Here is a 19,233-nt window from a genome sequence, read left to right on the forward strand (position 1 = left end):
CGACCGCCTCCGACCCGGACACGGCCGCGGTCGTGAAACGCGCGGAGGTCTCGGCCTGGTCACCACTGGCCGCCCGTGTCTTTCGCGCCCGGTGGATGGCGCAACTGGTGTCCGACACCGGCAACTGGATGCAGCCGGTCAACGCCCAGTGGCTCCGCGTCGGGCACGGTGCGGCGCCTGCACGTCGCGGAGGACGTCGGTGTCGACCGTGTCGGGTGCGGTCGCCGGCGTCCGTACGCCCGCAGCGGAGCTCCGCGGAGGGGGCCGCACCGCCGGACCGTCCCGGCGAGACCCCGCGCCCGGTCCGTCGGCAGTGCACGCCTCCCGGAGCGAGCGCGGGGTACCGGAGAACCGCGCGGACACCGGGCGGGGAGTGTGTCCGCGCGGCCGGCTGTCCACTCCTCGCGTGGGCCGCTCGCGGATCAGGTCCGCGATCTCCTCCAGCCGGGACACGGTGGCGGCGTGCGAAGTGCCCCTCGGCTCAGTCCGAGTGCAGGGCGGTACGCAGGGTGGTGACGGCGAGGGTGATGGCGGCCTGGGCGGCGTGGGTCTCACGCAGGGCGTTGAGCATGACGAAGTCGTGGATGATGCCCTGGAAGCGTACGGCGGTGACCGGGACGCCGGCCTCGCGGAGCTTGTTGGCGTAGGCCTCGCCCTCGTCACGCAGGACGTCGGCCTCGCCGGTGATGACCAGGGCCGGGGGGAGTCCGGTGAGCTGCTCGGTGGTGGCGCGCAGCGGGGAGGCGGTGATCCGGGCACGTTCGGCGGGGTCGGTGGTGTACTGGTCCCAGAACCACTGCATGCCGTCGCGGCGCAGGAAGTAGCCGGTGGCGAACTGGTGGTAGGAGCCGGTGTCGAAGTTCGCGTCGGTGACGGGGTAGAACAGCACCTGCTGGACCAGGGGCACGTTTCCGCGTTCCTTGGCCATCAGGGTCAGGGCCGCGGCCATGTTGCCGCCGACGGAGTCGCCGGCCACGGCGAGGCGTGCGGCGTCCAGGCCCTTGGTGGCACCCTCCTCGACGATCCACCGGGCGACGGTGTGGTTCTGCTCGATGGCGACGGGGTAGCGGGCCTCGGGGGAGAGGTCGTACTCGGGGAAGACGACGGCGGCGCGGGCGCCGACGGCGAGTTCGCGCACGAGGCGGTCGTGGGTGTGGGCGTTGCCGAACACCCAGCCGGCGCCGTGGATGTAGAGGATCACCGGGAGGGTGTCCTCGATGCCGGCCGGCTTGACGATCCGGGCGCGGACGCTGCCCGTGGGACCGCCCGGGACGGTGATCCACTCCTCGTCGACGTCCGGCTTGGCGATGTCGCCGGACTGCACCTCGTCGACGGCCTTGCGGCCCTCGACGGGACCGAGGTCGAAGAGGTAAGGCGGATTGGCGGTCGCCTCGGTGAACGCCCGGGCGGCGGGTTCCAGCACCGGCGGAACCGGCTCGACGACGTCGGACATGAGTATCTCCTGCTGCTGTCGGTGTGCGTTGTGCTGCCCCTTCACGCTAGGGCCGCGGGGGGCCCGGACAATGACTGCACGTGCACCCGCTCTGTCCGCACAGTGCACAGACCGGAGGTCATCGCCCGCTCCCACCGCATCTCCGTGCGCTGCCCGCACGAGCTTCTCCAGGCCGGGAGAAGCACCGTCGGCCGCCGGGCCCTGCACCGGCCGGCCTTGAGGATTGCCGCCGCGACCTGACGCGCCACGGCCGCGGAAGCCGCACCGTCGCCGCCGTCGCGAGCCGGTGGGGTTTCGCCGGCGCCGCGCACGGCGCCCGCCGTCCAGCGGACCCGGCGTGCGCGCGTCCAGCTGTTCGGCGGCGAGGGGCCGAAGGGGATCTACGGCGGTCGCGGCGAGCACCTTGCCGACCGGCGGCCGGGCCCGCGACATGGTGCGGGCCAGATCGGACAGCGACGGCGACAGCGGGGCGCCGAGCCGGGAGGCGACGGCGACCGGCGTACAGCCGTCCGGTGAGCGCGAGAGGAGGAAGACGACCCGCCCGGCGAAACAGTGCCTGCCGCCCGCGCCCACACGCGGACGGACTCAGCGGAGCCTGTCTCCGGTGCGCGCGTGCAGCGGTGTGGCGCCGTGCGGTGACGAGGCGCGGGAGCCACGGCGGCCACCCTCCGCGCCGAACGTCACGTGCCGACCGGTGACCACACCGCCTTCGGTGGGCTGACCGCCACCGCTACGCCCGCCCATCGAGCCGACCCCCGCGCCGTCACGCCCAGCCTCCGGACGCACGCTGCGCCATTCGCGAGGCGAGAGGCCGTAGGCGTCCCGGAACACCCGGCTGAAGTGGGTCGGGTTGACGAAGCCCCATCGCTGGGCGATGGAGGACACCGTGGGCGACGTGCGGCTGCGGCGGGCGAGTTCGTGCGCACACTTCTCCAGCCGGCGCCGCTGGATGAGCCGGCTGATCGTGATGGCCTCGTCCTGGAAGAGGCGGTGAAGATAGCGCACCGAGATGTGGTGAGCCCGCGCGACCGATTCCGGGGACAGGGCCGGATCGCCCAGGTTCTCGTCGATGTAGTCGTGGACGCGTTGCACGAGGAAGCTCCGCGTGGTCCCGGACCCCGCCGCCGTTTCCTCGGTCAGCTCGGTCACCAGGGTGCCGAAGAAGTCGACGAGGCCGTTGGCCAGCCTGCCCGCGGCGGACGGTGAGTACAGGTGGGCGGAGGCGACCACCGTGGCCAGGAAAGGCCTCAGGACCGCGGCGCACCCTTCTTCCGTGTCGATCACGGTGCCGGTGATCCTGCCGAGGTCCTCGTCCGACTGAGCCATCATGCGGCGGGGGATGAGTACCACGCGTGTGGAGAAGCGCTCCGGATGGTCCAGGAAGTACGGGCGCGCGGTGTCGTAGACGAAGAGGTCGTCCGGGTTCGCCGTGGCCTGCCGGCCGTCCTGGACGAGTAGCGTCCTGCCCGCCATCTGTACGCCTACGGCTACGAACGGCTCCGGCGAGCGCGCGATATGGGCCGCCGTCCGCCGGACACGCTGTGGGGCGGCCTCAGTGGTGGAGACCCGCAGGGTACCGACCCGGTCAGTGCGGACGCGGCCGAGGAACGGACCGTCGTCGCGTGGCACGACGGTCACGGGCACCAGCGCCCGCTCCACCACGTCGCGCCAGTGGGTGAGTCTGTGTCCGTCGGGTACCGAAGCAGTCGTCGATACCGGGTTCATCCGGCTCTCCTCTCCAACCATGTGGAACCGGCGGAGACCGTGGGCTCCTGGAGCGCACAGGGACCGGGCGGATGCGTGCCGCCGGAGAAGGCGGTACTCGGTGCCCGGGCAAGTGCGGAGGTCCCGTCGCGTCGCGGAAACTCCCCGCGACGGAAGTCGGGCAGCAACACTGCGGCCCGGTTCTGCCCGCCTCGACCAGCCAAGCAGCTGATCGTTTTGGGCTCCAGGCACTAATCAGGCAGAAAGGGCGTCGGCCCGGACGACGGCCGGACGTCGCGGACGACGCTCCGGACGCCGCCGATGCCACCGGCAGCCGGCGCCGGTGTCCGAGTGGTCGGTCACGCACCATGTGCCGCGGCACTTCGCGGCCGACACCCGCATCACCGCCCCTGACACGGGCAGGGCATGCCGCGCCTCACCCACCGTGCACGGCACTGTCCCACCGGCCGGGGCACCTACGGGCACGGAATATTGCGCAGACTGGTGGGCGCGAGGTGGATCATGCGTTCCACTGAGTCGAGTGAGCGGCGACCGGCGGCTTCTTGATCAGGAGTGCAGCGCTGCTCGTCCAGGAGTGCACTCGCGTGGCCGATCGGGTCCATCGGCACAGTGTTCCGGCGCGGCGCTGTCATAGCGTGTCCTCGTACGGCAGGGGAAAGTCGAAGGGACGCTTGATGTCGACGCTTGATGTCAGTGCATCGGCTGGGACCAGTGGCCCGCGGGGCGGTCGGACGCGACTCGTGAGCGGTGGCCGCCGGTCACCGTCGATCATCCGTCCCCCTCAGCGCCCCCATCACCTCTCTGAGCGAATCCTCGTGGATCTGCGCGGCCGGATGCGTCGCGCGACGACGCGCAGGCGAGTTGACCGTCTGATGCTGCGAGGCACTCGCAGGTCGTCACGTCTTGGGTGAGGTGCGACAAAGCATGGCGGCCGTCAGAACAGGGACGACTGAGGGTGCACCGGACTTCGGTGCCACGCTTCGCGAGCTGCGCCTGGCGGCCTCGCTGACCATGGAAGGCCTGGCCGAGGCGTCAGGACTGAGCGTTCGCGGCATCGGGGACCTGGAGCGAGGACGGCGTGCGGCTCCGCAGCGGCGCACGATAACGGCTCTCGCCGCAGGGCTGGGACTGTCCGACGTGGAGCGGCAACGGCTGCTGAGCGCGGCCCGTGCCGGGCGAAGCGACGGATACACGCCCGTCGGTGTGCAGACCGTGCGGCGCGAGATCACCGACTTCGTCGGCCGGGAACGCGAACTGTCATGGCTCACCGAGCTTGCACGGCAGATCTCCGGCGGGCAGACATCGGATCGACAGGCCGCACGACCCGGCCCGAGCGTACGACCTGTGATCGCGGCGGTGTCCGGGCCACCGGGCGCGGGCAAGACGACGCTGGCGCTGCACGCGGCCCGTCGGCTCGCCGGCCACTTTCCGGACGGTCAGGTCGTAGTGGACATGCGGGGACTGGAAACGGACCCGCCGGAGCCGGCCGAGCTCATGCTCGGTGTGCTTCGAGCACTACGGGTTGCCGACCGGGAGCTGCTGAAAGTCGGCTCGCAAGGTCATATCGGACTCTACCGCCAGACCCTGGCGGAACGACGATTCGTGCTCGTGCTCGACAACGCCCGCGACGAGGCGCAAGTGCGCCCGCTGCTGCCCGGATCCGGCGCGGGCATCGTGCTGGTCACGAGTCGGCGCATGCTCACCGGCCTGGAAGGCGTGCACCGCCTGCTGCTCGACGGGTTCGACACGCGCGAGGCCACGGCACTGCTCACGGCATTGGTGGGCCGGGAGCGTGCGTCCGCCGACACCGGCGCACTCGAAAAGGTCGCCCGGTACTGCGGACACCTGCCGCTTGCCCTTCGCCTGGCAGGTAACTGGCTGGCCGCGCAGAAGGCGTCGCCGGTGCGCCGACTCGCCGAGCGGCTCGCCCCCGACGACGGCCGACTGGAGGCTCTGGCCGCCGGAGACGTACGCGTGTCCACGGCGTTCGACCTTTCCTACCGCCGGCTCACCTCCGAAGCCGCCCGTCTGTTCAGGCGGCTTGCCCTCGTCCCGGGGCCCGACGTGTCCGCGGCCGGGGCCGCCAAGCTGTCCGGGCAGCAGTTCTTCGACGCCGAGGACACCTTGGAGGAACTGGTGGAAGCCGGCTTGCTGGGCGCCGAACGCGACCGCTACCGGCTGCACGACCTGTTGCGGCTCTACGCCCGGACGCGCTTGGACGCCGAGGAGACCCCGGAGGACATCGGGCGCGCCCGGACCGCTCTGTGCGACTGGCTGCTCCGGACCGCGGTCGTGGCCGGCCGATGGTTCGAGCCCGGCTACGGGGCTCCGTCCGTCGTCCGGGACGGAGGTGTCGACCTGTCCTCGGCGGTCAAGGGGCGGGAATGGCTGCAGGCGGAGGGTGCGAACTGGCTCGCCGCGTTGCGCGTGGCGGCCGAGGCGGGTCAGCACGCCACAGTGGTGGAGGTGGCTGAGTCCCTGCACTGGTTCTCGGACCAGTGGATCTTCTGGGGGCACTGGCCCGAGGTCTACGCCACCGCCGTCGACTGCGCGCGGGTACTGGGCGACCCCGTCCTGGAAGCGACTCAGCTCAACTACCTGGCATGGGCCCGGCTGTTGTGCGAGGGCCGTCACCGCGACAGCCTGACGCTCTCCGCCCGGGCCCTCGCCCTCGCCCAAGTCGCTGCCGACACGACCCAGCAGGCGTGGGCCCACTTCTACCGGGCGTGGGCGCTCAGCAGCCTCAGCGAATACGAGGCGGCGGCCGACCACATGAGTCGGGCCGGCCATCTCTTCGCGTCACTGGAAGACGCGCAGGGCAGCCTCACCGCCCTGCATGGCAGCGCCATGATTCTTTCCTCGTCCGGTCGCAACGAGGAGGCGGCCGAAGCATTTCAGCATGCGCTCGCCTTCCTCGAAGAAGCAGGTGACCGTATCGAGATCCATTGCGCGGAGTTCACCCGGGCGGAGATCCACGCCGGTATCGCCCATGTCAGCCGGCAGTTGAACAAGTGGGACGAGGCCGTCGTCCACCTGCGGAAGTCCATTGGTCTCAGCAGCAAGAGCGGCAACACCGCACTGGAGAGTCGGAGTCTCGACAAACTGGGCCGTGTTCTGCTCGGCATGGGGCGCACGGCGGAGGCACGGGAAGTCTTCGCCCGGATCATCTCTCTGGGGCCCTACGCGGACCCCCGCACCGCTCGGGAGGCCGCGGTACAGCTCGACGCCATCGACGCCCGTCGGCACGCCCTGCAGGAGACGGAGCGTGTATGACCCGGGGCGAGGGACGTCTGACACACGACGGCGTGAGGACGACAACTGGACATGACCGACAGAGGTCACAGCGGTCAGCGACCCCGCTGGTCCCTTGTGACAGAAGGGGACGAGCCACGTGAGCGCCGGAGGACAGGGATTCGGAGCGCTGTTGCGGCAGTTCCGGGTCAACGCGTTCCTGACCATCGAGGGTCTCGCCGAGGCCTCGGGCGTCAGTGTCCGCGGGATCGGGGATCTGGAGCGGGGGCGGCGTGCGGCTCCGCAGCGGCGTACGGTGGCTGCCCTCGCCGATGGTCTGAAGCTGGACGAGAACCAGCGTGACCAGCTGCTGGCGGCCGCACGAGTGGGACGTGCAGGCGACTTCGGCCCCGTTGCCGTTCGTACCTTTCCCCGCGGGATCAACGATTTCATCGGACGCGAGCACGAGTTGGTGTCGTTGGCGACGCTGGCGGTCGGAAACGCGGTACCCGGGGCCGACGGCGCCGAGTCCGCGGGCGCCGGCTCCCGGCCCGTGGTGGTGGCCGTGTCGGGCCCGCCCGGTACGGGGAAGACCGCGCTCGCTCTGCACGCGGCCCAGAAGCTGGCGGATCGATTCCCCGATGGCCAGATGGTCCTGGACCTGCGCGGCATGGACGAGGAGCCGCCGTCCACGGCGGAACTCATGCTGGGCGTGCTCAAGGCATTCCACGTAGCGGACGCGGAACTCGTCGAAGCCGGCCCGCGGGGTCAGGCCGCGCTGTACCAGAACCTTCTCGCCGACCGGCAGAGCCTGCTGGTGTTCGACAACGCCCGCGACGAAGCCCAGGTACAGCCGCTACTGCCTGCGCGTGGCCGGGCCATGGTGATGGTGACCAGCCGAAGGGTGCTCACCGGGCTGCGGAACGTGCACCGGCTGAGCCTGGGGGAGATGGCCGCCGAGGAGGCCATCGCCTTCCTCACCGGCATCATCGGAGAGGAGCGCGCCTCCAGCGATCCGTCCGCGCTCAGCGATGTGGCCCGGCAGTGCGGGTACCTTCCGCTTGCCCTGCGGCTGGCCGGCAGCTGGCTGGCGACACGGGCCGGCTGGACGGTGCGCCGCCTGGCCGACCGACTGGCCGTGGAGGAGCGTCGCCTGGACGCCCTGGTCGCCGGGGACAGGACGGTGTCGGCCGCGTTCGACCTCTCGTACCGCCAGCTGACGCCGGACGCCGCCCGGTTGTTCAGACGACTGTCCGTCGTGCCGGGTCCTGACGCGGGGGTGGCTTGTGCCGCAGTTCTGCTCGCGCAGGATCTCCTGTCGGCGGAGGAAGTCCTGGAGGAGTTGGTCGAGGCAGGGCTGCTCGGCACCCACGGCGACCGGTTCAGGATGCGCGACCTGCTGCGCCTGTACGCGCACGGCCGCCTCGAGGCCGACGAGGGCCGGGAGGGAGGGGAACAGGTGCGGGCCGACCTGTACCGCTGGCTTCTGGAGACGACCATCGTCGCGGGCCGCTGGTTCGAGCCGGGCCACGGTGCGCCTCCGGCGAGCCGGCAGGAACTGGTGGACCTGTCCTCCGCCGACCTGGCTCGCCGGTGGCTGCAGCTGCAGGGGATCAACTGGCTGGCCGCCCTGCACGCCGCGGCGGACGCCGGGGACCATGCCACGGTGGTGGAGGTGGCCGAGGCCCTGCACCGGTTCTCCGACCAGTGGATCTTCTGGGGAAACTGGCCCGACGTGTTCAGCATGGCCGCGCGCAGCGCCGAGGCTCTGGGTGACGAGACCTCCAGAGCCACCCACCTCAATTACTACGCGTGGACCCTCATCGTGTGCGAAAGCAGTCCCGCCGACAGCCTGCCCGTGTCCGGACAGGCGCTGGCGGTGGCGCTGCGCACCGGGGACGTACCGCAACAGGCGGGGTCCTCCTACTACCGAGCCTGGGCCTACCGGAATCTCGGAAGCCTCGCGGAGGCGAGCGACTGCTACGGCCGCGCAGCGTCACTGTTGGAGTCGGCAGGCGATCCGCACGGCAGTCTGCAGTGCCTGCTCGGCCGGTCGCTCAATCTTCTGACCCAGGGCCTGGGCGCGGCAGCCCTCGATTCGTACCAGCGGACGCTGTCGTTCCTGGACGAGGCCGGCGATCTCATGGAGCCGTACATCGCCGGGACGTCACGCGTCGGCATCGTCTCCGGAATCGGCAGGACCTTCGCTCTGCTGGAGAGGTGGGAGGAAGCGATCGCGTACCTCAACGCCGCGATCCGCCTCTGTGACGACCTCGGGAACCTTTCCGTGAAGAGCATGCATCTCTGCCACCTGGGAGAGGTTCTCCTGTCCGCAGGCCGGGAGACCGAGGCCCGGGAGGCTTTCCATGCCTGTGTCTCGCTCGGCTCCGATGCGGACCCCCAGCGCCTCCTGGAGGCGCGTGTCCGACTCTCTCGCCCGGGCTCCGTGAAGTCACGGTGACCCTCCTCTGTGAGCGCATGGAGTGTGCCGACACCGCACGAGGGGAGGGCGGCGGTGCGGGACCCGTTCACGCGGGTGCCGCCGCCAAGGAGGACGCGGTGCTGATTCGATCCGACCTCGCCAGGAAGCAGGAAGCCCGTCTGCGCGAGGTGTTCGCGCGCTGATGCGCAGGTGGACCGGTCGGGCAGCGGTGCGGCGTGCGGGGCGGCACCGCCGGAACACGAGCGCCGTGACCATGGACGAGCACCTGCGTCGGCTGCCACCCGTGCGGGCGCCCACCGGCCGGAGGCCCGGCAGCCGTGAGGGCACTCACGGAACCGAGAACATGCACACTCGGACAAGTCGGCTCCCGGGTCCTGAGCAGACTCGGCCTCGGTGTTCGGCTCCTGCCGACGAGAGCACGAGACCGAGCCGTCCCACCCGCTTCCGAGCCACTGCAGAAGGATCCGCCATGTCCCTTTCCGAGAGTCCGACCGTTGTTCTGGTGCACGGTGCCTTCGCCGATGCGTCCAGCTATGCCAGTGTCATTCCGGGGCTGCTGGAGCGTGGTCTGAAGGTCGTCGCTCCGGCTGTGCCCAACCGGAGTCTGATCGGGGACGCGGCTTACGTGGCCTCGGTGGTCCGTCAGATCGACGGCCCGGTCGTCCTGGTCGGCCACTCCTACGGTGGTGCCGTGATCACGGTGGCCGGCGTGGAGGACAACGTCAAGGGGCTGGTCTACCTGTCGGGTTACGCCCTCGAGGCGGGCGAGAGCCTGGGTGAGCTCCAGGGCCGGTTCCCGGATTCCGATCTGGCGGCGGCGCTGGTCTACACGCCGTTCCCGGTCGAGGGGTCCGACACGCCGGGTACCGATGTGTCGGTGGAGGTCGACAAGTTCCCGGCGATCTTCGCTGCGGACGTCGACCCCGATGTCGCCGCGGTCCTGGCTGTCTCCCAGCGTCCCCTGGCCGCACAGGCGTTCGCGGAGGCCGCTCCGGTGGCGGCCTGGAAGACGAAGCCGTCCTGGGGTCTGGTGTCCTCCTCGGACCACACCATCAACCCCGACGTCGAGCGCTTCGGTTACCAGCGTGCCGGCATGACCACCGTCGAGGTCGACTCCTCCCACCTCGTCATGCTCGCCCACCCCGAGCGCGTCGTCGCCCTCATCGAGGAAGCCGTCAGGGCCACCTCGAAGTAACCGGTCCCCGCCGGTCCTTCCGCCGTGACACGGCCCTCCGTTGAGCGGCCCACCGCCGCGCCCGTGGGCGTCGCTGACGGTACGGCAGAGGACCACCACCCCGATCAGAAAGCCCGATATGAACGCTTCGATCTCACGTCGCACCATGACCGTCTCCATGCTGGCCGGTGCCGCCGCCCTGGGTGCGACCGGTGCCGCGAACTCGGCTCCAAAGGCAGGCCCGGCTGCCGTTCCGGCGTCGCAGGACAACCGCACACTGCCCACCATCGTGCTGGTCCACGGCGCCTTCACCGACGCCTCCAGCTGGGCCCCCGTGGTGAAGACGCTCCAGCGCCACGGCCACCGCGTCGTGGCCCCGCCGGTCCCGCTGCGCGGACTCGCCGGTGACGCCGCCCATGTGCGCAGTGTCCTGGACAGCGTCCAGGGCCCGATCGTGCTGGTCGGACACTCCTACGGGGGATCGGTCATCAGCCGCGCCGCGGTCGGGGCCGCCGATGTCAAGGGATTGGTCTACGTGGCGGCCTTCGTCCCGGACGTGGGCGAGAGCGCCTCGTCACTGGCAGCCAAGTACCCGGGCAGTTCCCTGGCTGAGACCACCGTGACCCAGAAGTACCCTCTGCCCGGTGGTGGACAGGGCGATGAACTGCTCATCCGGCAGGACCTGTTCCCCCGGCAGTTCGCGGCCGGCGTCCCGCTCGTCACGGCGCGGACGATGGCCGTCGGACAGCGTCCGATCACCGTGGCGGCGCTCGAGGAACGAGCCACTGAGGCGGCCTGGAAGAAGCTGCCCAACTGGTACCTCGTCGCCTCCGAGGACCGCAACATACCGCCGGCTGCGCAGCGGTGGATGGCCACGCGCGCCAAGGCCCGCACGGTCACCGTCCACGCGCCGCACGCGGTCTCGGTGAGCGACCCGCGTGCCGTGACCGACCTGATCCTCGACGCCGCGCGCACCGTCCGAGCCGGTCACTGACCACCACCGGAACACTCGGGTGACCGAGGCCGGCGTACGCGGAGAGACGCCCGGCAGCGCACGATCCCGGACTGTGCCGCTCGTGCCGTCCGGCAGCGCCGCCTTCCGCCGGTGAACGAGCGACGGAAGGCGGCACGCCATCGCATCGAGGGGCGGGATCTGCCATGGAGTGGGCGGACCCTCTCGTCGAGACACGGCCGGAGTGTTCCACGCACGCACGCCGAGAGCCTCCAAGCGGCACCACCGGGGGCTCGGGCCTGCGAACGGCGCCGCGACCGGCGGCGCTGGATTCGTCACCTGGTGCGGCGGTGCGAGCTTCGTGCGCTCTCGGGCACCACCGTGTGCATCGCGGAGCAAAGAGGGTCACATCGTCCCGCCTAGCCTCCCCCCAGAACGTACGGCACCACAGGAGGCGCATCATGACCAGCAGCTCGAACCACGTGAGCGGCAGCCAGCCCTGGCTGCACCAGAAGGGCGAGGTGATCCAGGCTTTCGGGACGGTGAGGCAGTACCCGCTCGGCCTGTCCTACGAGGCGCGGATGTACTCCTGCCAGCGCCTGAACAAGGCTCTGGCGGACACCCAGATCCTGTACGGCCTGTACAAGAAGCACCACTGGCTGCTGCGCGGGGCGACCTTCTACCAACTGCACCTCCTGCTGGACAAGCACGCCGCAGAACAGCTCGAACTGGTCGACACCATCGCCGAACGCGTGCAGTCCCTGGGCGGCGTGGCGGTGGGCGATCCCCGGCACGTCGCGGAGATCACGTCGATCCCGCGGCCTCCGGACGGCGTGGAGGAGGTGCCGGCGATGCTCTCCCGCCTGCTGGAGGCACACGAGACCATCCTCATCGACGCCCACGACGCCGCCGCTCGCGCCGCCGAGATGGGGGACGACGGCACCAATGACCTGCTGGTGTCGCAGTTGATCAGAACCGGCGAACTCCAGGCGTGGTTCCTGGCCGAGCACCTGGTCGACACACCGCTGGTCCGCGTCTGACCGAATGATCGGGCGCCGCGAACCGCTGAATCTCTTCACGGAACCACACCGCTTCGCGGAGCGAAGAGGTCGAGGGCCGCGTCCCGGCACGGGACGCGGCCCTCGATCACTGCTTTCGTGTCTCACGCGATCGCGGCCTGTGCTCCCTCGATCACTGCCCCGCCGCGCCGGAACCTTCTCCCCGCGGAGGCGCAGCGCGCACCGGCGAGGTGCTTCCCACAGGCTCGGACAGCCTTCACCGCACATCTAGCGTGTTCACGCGATGTGCCGGTCCGGGCCAGTTGGCACGGTGTCCGGAGATACACCGGCTGAAGGGCAGAGAACATGTCATCGGACGCAGGCGCGTGGGGAACAGGAAGACCGTCGATGGAAATCCTCCACACCACGGCGGCGGTCCCTGCCGACCGAAGACTGGCGTACTGGCAAGACGCCCTGTCCCGCACGTTCACAGCGGTCGACGTGCGCGTACCCGACGGCGGGGACTGCCGGGGAACCATCCGGACCTCTCGGCTCGGTCCCGTGCAGGTGACCAGGGTGGAGGGCGGCGCCATGCGGGTACAGCGGCCCGAGCGTCCGGCCGCGTCCGGCCCTGACGAACCACTGGTCGTCATGTCGGTGGTCAAGGGTGCCGTTGTCGTCGAGAACGACGACAGGGTCGCGCACCTGCATCCTGGGGACACCCTCTTCTTCGACATGACCCGGCCGCTGCGGGTCGACTTCGGCTCCGTGTTCCACGTGACATGTCTCCTTCTCCCGCAGCGGCTCCTGGGCCTGACCGATTCGGGCCTGCGGCAGTTGATGACAACGCCCATACGACCCGACACCCCGTCGGGCTCATTGCTGTCACCTCTGTTGATCAAGCTCGGAGACACGGTGCCGACGTTGTCCTCCGGCACCGGCGAGTCCCTCGTGCGCCATGTCGTGGACCTGTTCTCGATCCTGACCGAGGAGCGGCTGCACCGGGAGTCGGGGGACGCGCCGGGCGCCGCACGGTACCTGCTGCCGCGCATCCAGGCGTTCATCGACGGAAACCTCGCCGATCCGGACCTGACCCCGGACTCCATAGCCCACGCCCACCGCATCTCCGTTCGCTACCTGCACAAGCTCTTCGAGCACGAGGACACCACCGTCAACCGGTGGATCCGGCGCCGTCGGCTCCAGGAGTGCCGTCGCGAGCTGGCCCGCCGCGGGACGGTGGACCGCACGATCTCCGCGGTGGCCCGCCGATGGGGGTTCACCAGCGCCTCCCACTTCAGTCGCGCGTTCCGGGCGATGTACGGGATGTCCCCCGCCGAGTGGCGGAGCTCGGCGGTCCGACAGCCCGGTGTGGCTGCCCCGGGTGACATGTCCACGGCGCAGACGGCCACGACCGAGCTGCGCTTTCAGCGCCCCGGCCCCCCTTCGTCCCGGCGTGAGGCCGAGGACACGGCAGCCTGAAACGGGAAAGGCCGTCACAACGGGCTCGCGTTCCGCGCGTCCGTCGGGTCCGCCGACGGCACCGGCAGTCGACGCCCCACGGCAGCGGAGCGTCGGCTCTGATCCGGGGTGAGGCGGGCATCGGTCGGACAGCCGTGCCCGCCGACACCGCCGGGCGCCGAGGGGACGGTTTCCACTCATTTTCCGGAATCCCCCGGTCAGCTCTACGATGCTCCGGTCACTGTGGGACTTCTCGGATCGGCTCCCGCTCGCGACATGTCGAACGAATGTCATCCGGGCAGGGGCAGGGGCAGGGGAAAGCGTCATGGGCTCAGCGGTCAGACCGGCAGGGCGGCGCCTCGCCGCTCTCCTCGCGTCGGCCGCTCTGGTATCGGTTGTCCCCGGGTGTGCGAACGGGAGCGGGGCCTCGTCCGCGGACGAGGCCACCACCATCACTGCGCTCGACTACTACACCGACAGCACCGAACACGCGCAATGGGGCGAGCGGCTGACCGCCTGCGGCAGGACCGCAGGTGTCAGGGTCGAGCACCGCAGTGTTCCGGGGCCCGCGCTCGTCTCCACGGTCCTGCGGCAGGCGTCCTCGCGGACGCCTCCCGACCTGCTCATGCTGGACAATCCCGATGTCCAGCAGGTCGCTCGGACCGGCATGCTGACCCCTCTGAGCCGGTACGGCATCGACTTCAGCGGTTACGCCCGGGGCATCCTGTCCGCCGGAACCTACAAGGGGCAGGTGTACGGGCTGGCGCCTGCGGTGAACACCGTCGCCCTCTTCTACAACAAGGACATGCTCGACGAGGCGGGTGTCGCCGTGCCGCGCACCTGGGACGAACTGGAGGCAGCGGCGGCCGAGCTGACCCGCCCCGGCCGCTACGGGCTGGCGGTCGATGCGAACGCGACTTTCGAGGGCAGCTGGCAGTTCCTGCCCTTCCTGTGGTCCAACGGCGGGAAGGAGACGGAGCTGGACAGCCCGCAGGCCGTGCAGGCGCTCCGGCTGTGGGTGGATCTGGTGCGGAGCGGATCGGTGTCGAGGTCGGCATTGACCTGGAACCAGGCCGACGTGCACGACCAGTTCGCCGCGGGCAAGGCCGCGATGATGATCAACGGACCTTGGCGGATCTCCGCCCTGAAGGATGCCCAGGACCTCCACTGGGGGATCGCGCCCCTGCCGGTCCGCAAGAAGGGGCAGTCCCTCGTCACGCCGCTGGGCGGCGAGGTGTGGACGGTCCCCCGGAGCGCCTCCGAGGCTCGCCGGAAGAAGGCCGCGCAGGTCCTCGCCTGTCTCAACAGTCCCGGCAACTCGCTGGCCGTGGCCAAGGAGTACTCCACTGTGCCGTCCCGTACCTCACTGGCCGCCGAATACGCCGAGCAGACGCCGTCCATGGCCGTTTTCGCCGACGCCGTCAAGAGGGCCCGCGCCCGTACCAGCCGTGTCGGCGTGGAGTGGCCGAAGGTGGCGACCGGCATCTACACGGCGATCCAGTCGGCGCTGACGGGCGAGGCGACACCTGAGGAGGCACTCCGGCGGGCGCAGCGCATCGCGACCGGTTCCTGACGCTCGAGTCGGCCGCTTCCTTCCGCCGGACGCGGTGGCAGGGGCGTTCCGGACGGCGTGGCGGGGAAGTGCGTTGAGGGATGATCATCGGGCTGGTAGTTTTCGGTCGACCGTGACACCGCCCAGGAGGTGAGACCCATGAACGCTGTAGAGACGTGGGTGCTCCCCCTTCCCGTCACGGCCGGCGACTGACGTAGGTGTCGCCGGGAGCGCCTCGACAACAAGGCACTCCCGAAAGCAACACCTGTGCACTCTCTGCAGTTCACCGCCGAGTCGTCGTCGAACGGCATGGTCGAACGCGACTTCGTCGTGGGCGGTGTCCCCGGCGTTCTCCGGTTTCCGGCTTCCGGCGCAGCCGATCGCGCGCCCCTGGTCCTGATGGCTCACGGCGGCGGCAACCACAAGAAGCACCCGGCGATGTCCGGCCGCGCCCGTCTCCTCGTGACCGGCTGCGGCTTGCACGCCGCCGTCATCGACGCACCCGGTCACGGCGACCGGCCGCGCACGGCGCACGACGAGGCGGAGATCGCCCCCGCGCCGGTGACTCGGCCCGTGCCGTGATCGGTCGCCGGGACCTCGACATGGTGCTCGGGCGCGACGGTGTCGCCCGAGCTGTCGGCGGCGTAGGTGTCCACGGCGTACACCTGCTTGGCCTTGGACAGGGCGTCCCCGCCCTTGTCGCCCCGGGACCAGGTCACCAGGCAGTCCTTGCCGCCGACCGGAACGACGACGAGGCCGGGCGCCTCACTCTCGGAGAGCTCCTCGAACGGCTTGCCGGTCCAGGGGACCCGGCCCGTCGCAGCATCTCGCAGGGTCACCCGGTAGGCGGACCCCGCGCTGGTCATCGTGGCTATCGCGCCGGCATGCGGCAGCACGGCGTGCGTACCGAGCTGCTTCCCCGAGAGCTGCCAGCCCCGCGAAGTGTCGTATCCGGCCGGTACTTCGATGTTCAACCGCCGCGTTCACCGCCCATCCCGGTGGCGATGAGACTCCTCTCCCGCTCCTGGTACCGGAGCGGGAGAGGGCAGGGACGAAGCACGCCGGACCGCTTGACGGGCCTCGTCAGGGGGTCGAGCAGCCGGCCGGGGTGGCCTGTGACGCGTCGTCGATCAGCGCGTGCTGGGCCGCCTGGAGCCGCCGCACATCGGGCTTGACGACTTTCCGGTCGTACGTCATCAAGCCGTTGAGCTCGCCTTCGACGTCCGAGATCTGGGTGTAGACGGCGCCGTTGCCGCCCTTGCAGGCCAGTGCGTGCACCTCGGCGAGCTTCGCCAGATAGTCGTCCGTGTACCGCGTCGGATCGACGTCGACGTACGACTGCTGCACCGACCAGGCGTGACCGGGCACCGCGAGGCCGAGACCGCCGTACTCGCCGCTGACCAGGGCACGCTTGCCGTCGGGGTGTGGCGGCAGCGCCGGACTCGGGTAGCCGTGTTCGTCCATGATGTCGCCGGTGCCGCCGTCCGCGCCGAGGTTCAGGCCCGACATACTGTCGACCAGCCGGGTCGGGTCCCAGGACTTGGCCTGGTCGGCGATGCGGGCCATGTCGTACTGGCCCCAGCCTTCATTGAAGGTGACCCACATGACGACCGACGGGCTGCTGATGTGCTCGTCGATCATCTGCTTCATCTCGTGCTCGTACTCGGCACGCTCGGCGGACGTGTCGGGCACCCTGCTCATCGCCGGCATGTCCTGCCAGACCAGCAGGCCCAGCCGGTCGGCCCAGTAGAACCAACGGTCGGGCTCCACCTTGATGTGCTTGCGGACCGCGTTGAACCCCATCGCCTTGTGCATCTTCAGGTCGTGGGCGAGGGCCGCGTCGGTGGGCGCGGTGTGCAGGCCGTCCGGCCAGAAGCCCTGGTCCAGCGTGGCCATCATGAAGACGGGCCTGCCGTTGAGGACGGTGCGCGGGACGCCGTTCACCTTCTCGACCGCGATGGAGCGCATCCCGAAGTAGCTGCCGACGCGGTCGCCGCCGACGCTCACCTTCAGGTCGTACAGGAAGGGGTCGGCGGGTGACCACGGGCGCGCGTGCGGGATCCTCAGCGTGAGGGGTTCGCCGCTGCGGCCGACGGCCGTGGCGACCTTGCGGTGACCGTCGTACGCGGTGGCCCGCACCGGGAGTCCGGCCCGCACGCCTTGCGGTTCGACGGTGAGCGTGCCCGCCGGAACGTCGGGGGTGAGCTTGAGCGTGTCGACATGGTCGGCCGCGACCGGCTCCATCCAGACGGTCTGCCAGATACCGGACGACGGGGTGTACCAGATGCCGCTGGGGTCGGTGCGCTGCTTGCCGACCGGCGGGTTCTCCCCGGCGGCGGCGTCCGTCGGGTCGTAGACACCGACGATCAGCTCCTGGGTACGGCCGCGTTCGAGGGCGTCGGTGATGTCCGCGGTGAACTTGTCGTAGCCGCCCTTGTGTTCCGCGACCTTGGTGCCGTTGACGTACACCTCGGCCTGCCAGTCGACGGCGCCGAAGTTCAGCTGCAGGTGTCTGCCCGAGCCGATTCTCCAGTCGGCCGGGACGGTGAAGGTGCGCCGGTACCACATCCGGTCCTCGTGCCGTTCGATTCCCGACAGCTGGGACTCGACCGGGTACGGGACGAGGATCCGTTCGCCCAGCTGCCTGCCGACCGGTGGCTGCTCGCCGGGCGCGGCGGCGGCGAACTGCCAGGTGCCGTTCAGGTTCCGCCAGGTGTCGCGGGTGAGCTGGGGGCGGGGGTATTCGGGGTGGGCGTTGCCGGGAGTGACCTCGTCCGCCCATGGGGTGCGCAGCTCGTACGTGGAGTGGTTGGGGCCGCTGCTCCAGAAAGCCCCGATGGCCTTGCCGTCCTGGGTGCCGAGGCCCCCCTTGCCGTCATAGTGGACGTCGGCGAGGCCGGGCGCGGTGCCGGTCTTGTCACCGACTACGGGCTCCTTGAGCGCCACGAGCAGGGACCTGGGGTCGCCGGGATCGGCCGTGGCCGTGCCGAGCGGCCACTTGGCTCCGCCGATCACGGCGTCGATGTGGTCGGTGACGCCGGCCGGCGGCGCGGTGAGTGCCTGGGCGAAGTCCAGCTTGAGGGTGCGGCCGCCTTCGAGGACGGTGGCGGCGAGGGCGCCGTCGTAGTCGAAGCCGTCGGGCAGACGGAAGGCCGAGGACGGGATCGCTTCCTTCGCCTCTCCCGGCTCGGTCCAGCGCAGGTGGAGGTTGGACCCGCCGAAGTGCTCGAAGTACTCGACCTTGACGTCGTACGCCTTGCCGGCGGTCAGTTCCACCGGCTGCGAGGTCTGTTCCCTGTCCCAGTCGTCGACCCAGTGGTCGATGGTCAGCTTGCCGTCGACCCACAGCCGGAAGCCGTTGTCGCCGGTCATCGAGAAGGTGGTGGGGCCGGTCTTCTCCGGCACGACCTTGCCGGTCCAGCGGACACTCACGTCGTCGTTCCGGCCGGTGGCGGACTGGAGACGGGGCTCGAGGTTGCCGAAGTCGATGTCGGGGTCGAAGGCGGTCGCCTTCAGGTCATGGAAGTCGAAGGCTCCCGGGGCGGACTGGGTGTAGTACTCGCCCTTGAGGCCGTGCGGTTGTGCGGTGGAGTCGGCGGCCGTCGCGGACGGAGCTGTGGCGAGACCGGTGATGCCGAGGGCTGCGGCGAGCAGCACGGCCATTCGCTGTCGGCTTCTGCTGGGGCTCACTTGTCTCCTCGAATGGTGAGCTGACGGTTCGTCGTGCCGTTGTACAACGTTGGAAGGAGAGAGCAATGGGCATGACAGCATGGCGTCCGGCCGCCTGTCCAGAGTCGTGCAGGGCCTCCGTGCGGCACCCCTTGTCGTCTCGCCCTCATGAGCGTCGGGTACGAGAGACGCACCCGGTGGCCCGCCCAGGGGAGTGCTTGACGCCCACCGCCGGGAGCACGGCAGTCCGGCCGAGGGCACCGTCGAGGCTCCCGGAGTCCGGCCGCCCCGATGTCCCGGCGAGGCGGCCGTGGACCCAGGGTCAAGGGGCGTGCGCCACCCGGCCGGCGCGGTCGGAGCACCCCTCACGCCCGGCGTCGGCCCATGTCCCTCACGGCCCAGCCCAAACGGATGTGGTGCGGAACGCACCCGCCCCCCCCCCGCGTCGACCTGCCGTTCCGGACACCAACCGCTACGCCGAGGCGACCAAGTGAACCCGTGCGGTGAGTGTCCGGAACGGCTCGGCCTGTCAGCGGCGTTGACATGTTCAGTGCCCATCCCAATGCTGAGAGCACGTA

At 70.3% G+C, this 19,233-nt stretch carries 11 protein-coding genes and 2 pseudogenes; 9 read left to right on the top strand and 4 right to left on the bottom strand.

The window, feature by feature from the left end; genetic code table 11:
- Positions 1-32: 32 nt before the first annotated feature.
- Positions 33-164 (top strand): annotated as a pseudogene (locus ACF1BE_RS32030) (MFS transporter); the annotation flags it as partial.
- A 317-nt stretch (positions 165-481) separates the two neighbouring features.
- Here ACF1BE_RS32030 and ACF1BE_RS32035 read toward each other — a convergent pair.
- Positions 482-1,453: an alpha/beta hydrolase gene (locus ACF1BE_RS32035; RefSeq protein ID WP_392202509.1), complete on the bottom strand. Its 972-nt coding sequence runs from the start codon at positions 1,451-1,453 to the stop codon at positions 482-484.
- 585 nt (positions 1,454-2,038) lie between these two features.
- A complete protein-coding gene (locus tag ACF1BE_RS32040) occupies positions 2,039-3,178 on the bottom strand; it encodes a helix-turn-helix domain-containing protein (RefSeq protein WP_392202510.1) in 1,140 nt (379 codons plus the stop codon).
- Between the two features lie 924 nt (positions 3,179-4,102).
- Between ACF1BE_RS32040 and ACF1BE_RS32045 the strand changes: the two genes are divergently transcribed.
- The 8 genes and pseudogenes from ACF1BE_RS32045 to ACF1BE_RS32080 form a co-directional block, all read left to right on the top strand.
- Positions 4,103-6,451 (top strand): ATP-binding protein, encoded by a 2,349-nt coding sequence (locus tag ACF1BE_RS32045; protein ID WP_392202511.1) that lies wholly within the window; start codon positions 4,103-4,105, stop codon positions 6,449-6,451.
- 118 nt (positions 6,452-6,569) lie between these two features.
- Positions 6,570-8,870, top strand: coding sequence for a helix-turn-helix domain-containing protein (locus ACF1BE_RS32050; RefSeq protein WP_392202512.1), 2,301 nt, complete (start codon positions 6,570-6,572; stop codon positions 8,868-8,870).
- Between the two features lie 451 nt (positions 8,871-9,321).
- Complete coding sequence (locus tag ACF1BE_RS32055) at positions 9,322-10,047, top strand: alpha/beta fold hydrolase (RefSeq protein WP_392202513.1); 726 nt, start codon at positions 9,322-9,324, stop codon at positions 10,045-10,047.
- Between the two features lie 118 nt (positions 10,048-10,165).
- A complete protein-coding gene (locus tag ACF1BE_RS32060; protein WP_392202514.1) occupies positions 10,166-11,020 on the top strand; it encodes an alpha/beta fold hydrolase in 855 nt (284 codons plus the stop codon).
- 419 nt (positions 11,021-11,439) lie between these two features.
- Entirely contained in the window at positions 11,440-12,018 is a 579-nt protein-coding gene (locus ACF1BE_RS32065; RefSeq protein ID WP_392202515.1) for a Dps family protein, read from the top strand.
- Positions 12,019-12,384: 366 nt separating this feature from the next.
- Complete coding sequence (locus tag ACF1BE_RS32070; protein WP_392202516.1) at positions 12,385-13,455, top strand: helix-turn-helix domain-containing protein; 1,071 nt, start codon at positions 12,385-12,387, stop codon at positions 13,453-13,455.
- Between the two features lie 304 nt (positions 13,456-13,759).
- Positions 13,760-15,007 carry an extracellular solute-binding protein gene (locus ACF1BE_RS32075; RefSeq protein WP_392202517.1) on the top strand — a complete coding sequence of 416 codons (1,248 nt, stop codon included), beginning with the start codon at positions 13,760-13,762 and terminating at the stop codon, positions 15,005-15,007.
- A 246-nt stretch (positions 15,008-15,253) separates the two neighbouring features.
- Positions 15,254-15,538, top strand: a pseudogene (locus ACF1BE_RS32080) (alpha/beta hydrolase); the annotation flags it as partial.
- Here ACF1BE_RS32080 and ACF1BE_RS32085 read toward each other — a convergent pair.
- Together ACF1BE_RS32085 and ACF1BE_RS32090 are read right to left on the bottom strand one after the other, a co-directional pair.
- Positions 15,493-15,960 carry a hypothetical protein gene (locus ACF1BE_RS32085; RefSeq protein ID WP_392202518.1) on the bottom strand — a complete coding sequence of 156 codons (468 nt, stop codon included), beginning with the start codon at positions 15,958-15,960 and terminating at the stop codon, positions 15,493-15,495. The pseudogene ACF1BE_RS32080 and the gene ACF1BE_RS32085 overlap by 46 nt on opposite strands.
- 109 nt (positions 15,961-16,069) lie before the next feature.
- Positions 16,070-18,649 (bottom strand): PA14 domain-containing protein, encoded by a 2,580-nt coding sequence (locus tag ACF1BE_RS32090; protein WP_392202534.1) that lies wholly within the window; start codon positions 18,647-18,649, stop codon positions 16,070-16,072.
- Positions 18,650-19,233: the final 584 nt, after the last annotated feature.

Source organism: Streptomyces sp. NPDC014991 (genome assembly GCF_043080665.1).
Classification (GTDB): domain Bacteria; phylum Actinomycetota; class Actinomycetes; order Streptomycetales; family Streptomycetaceae; genus Streptomyces.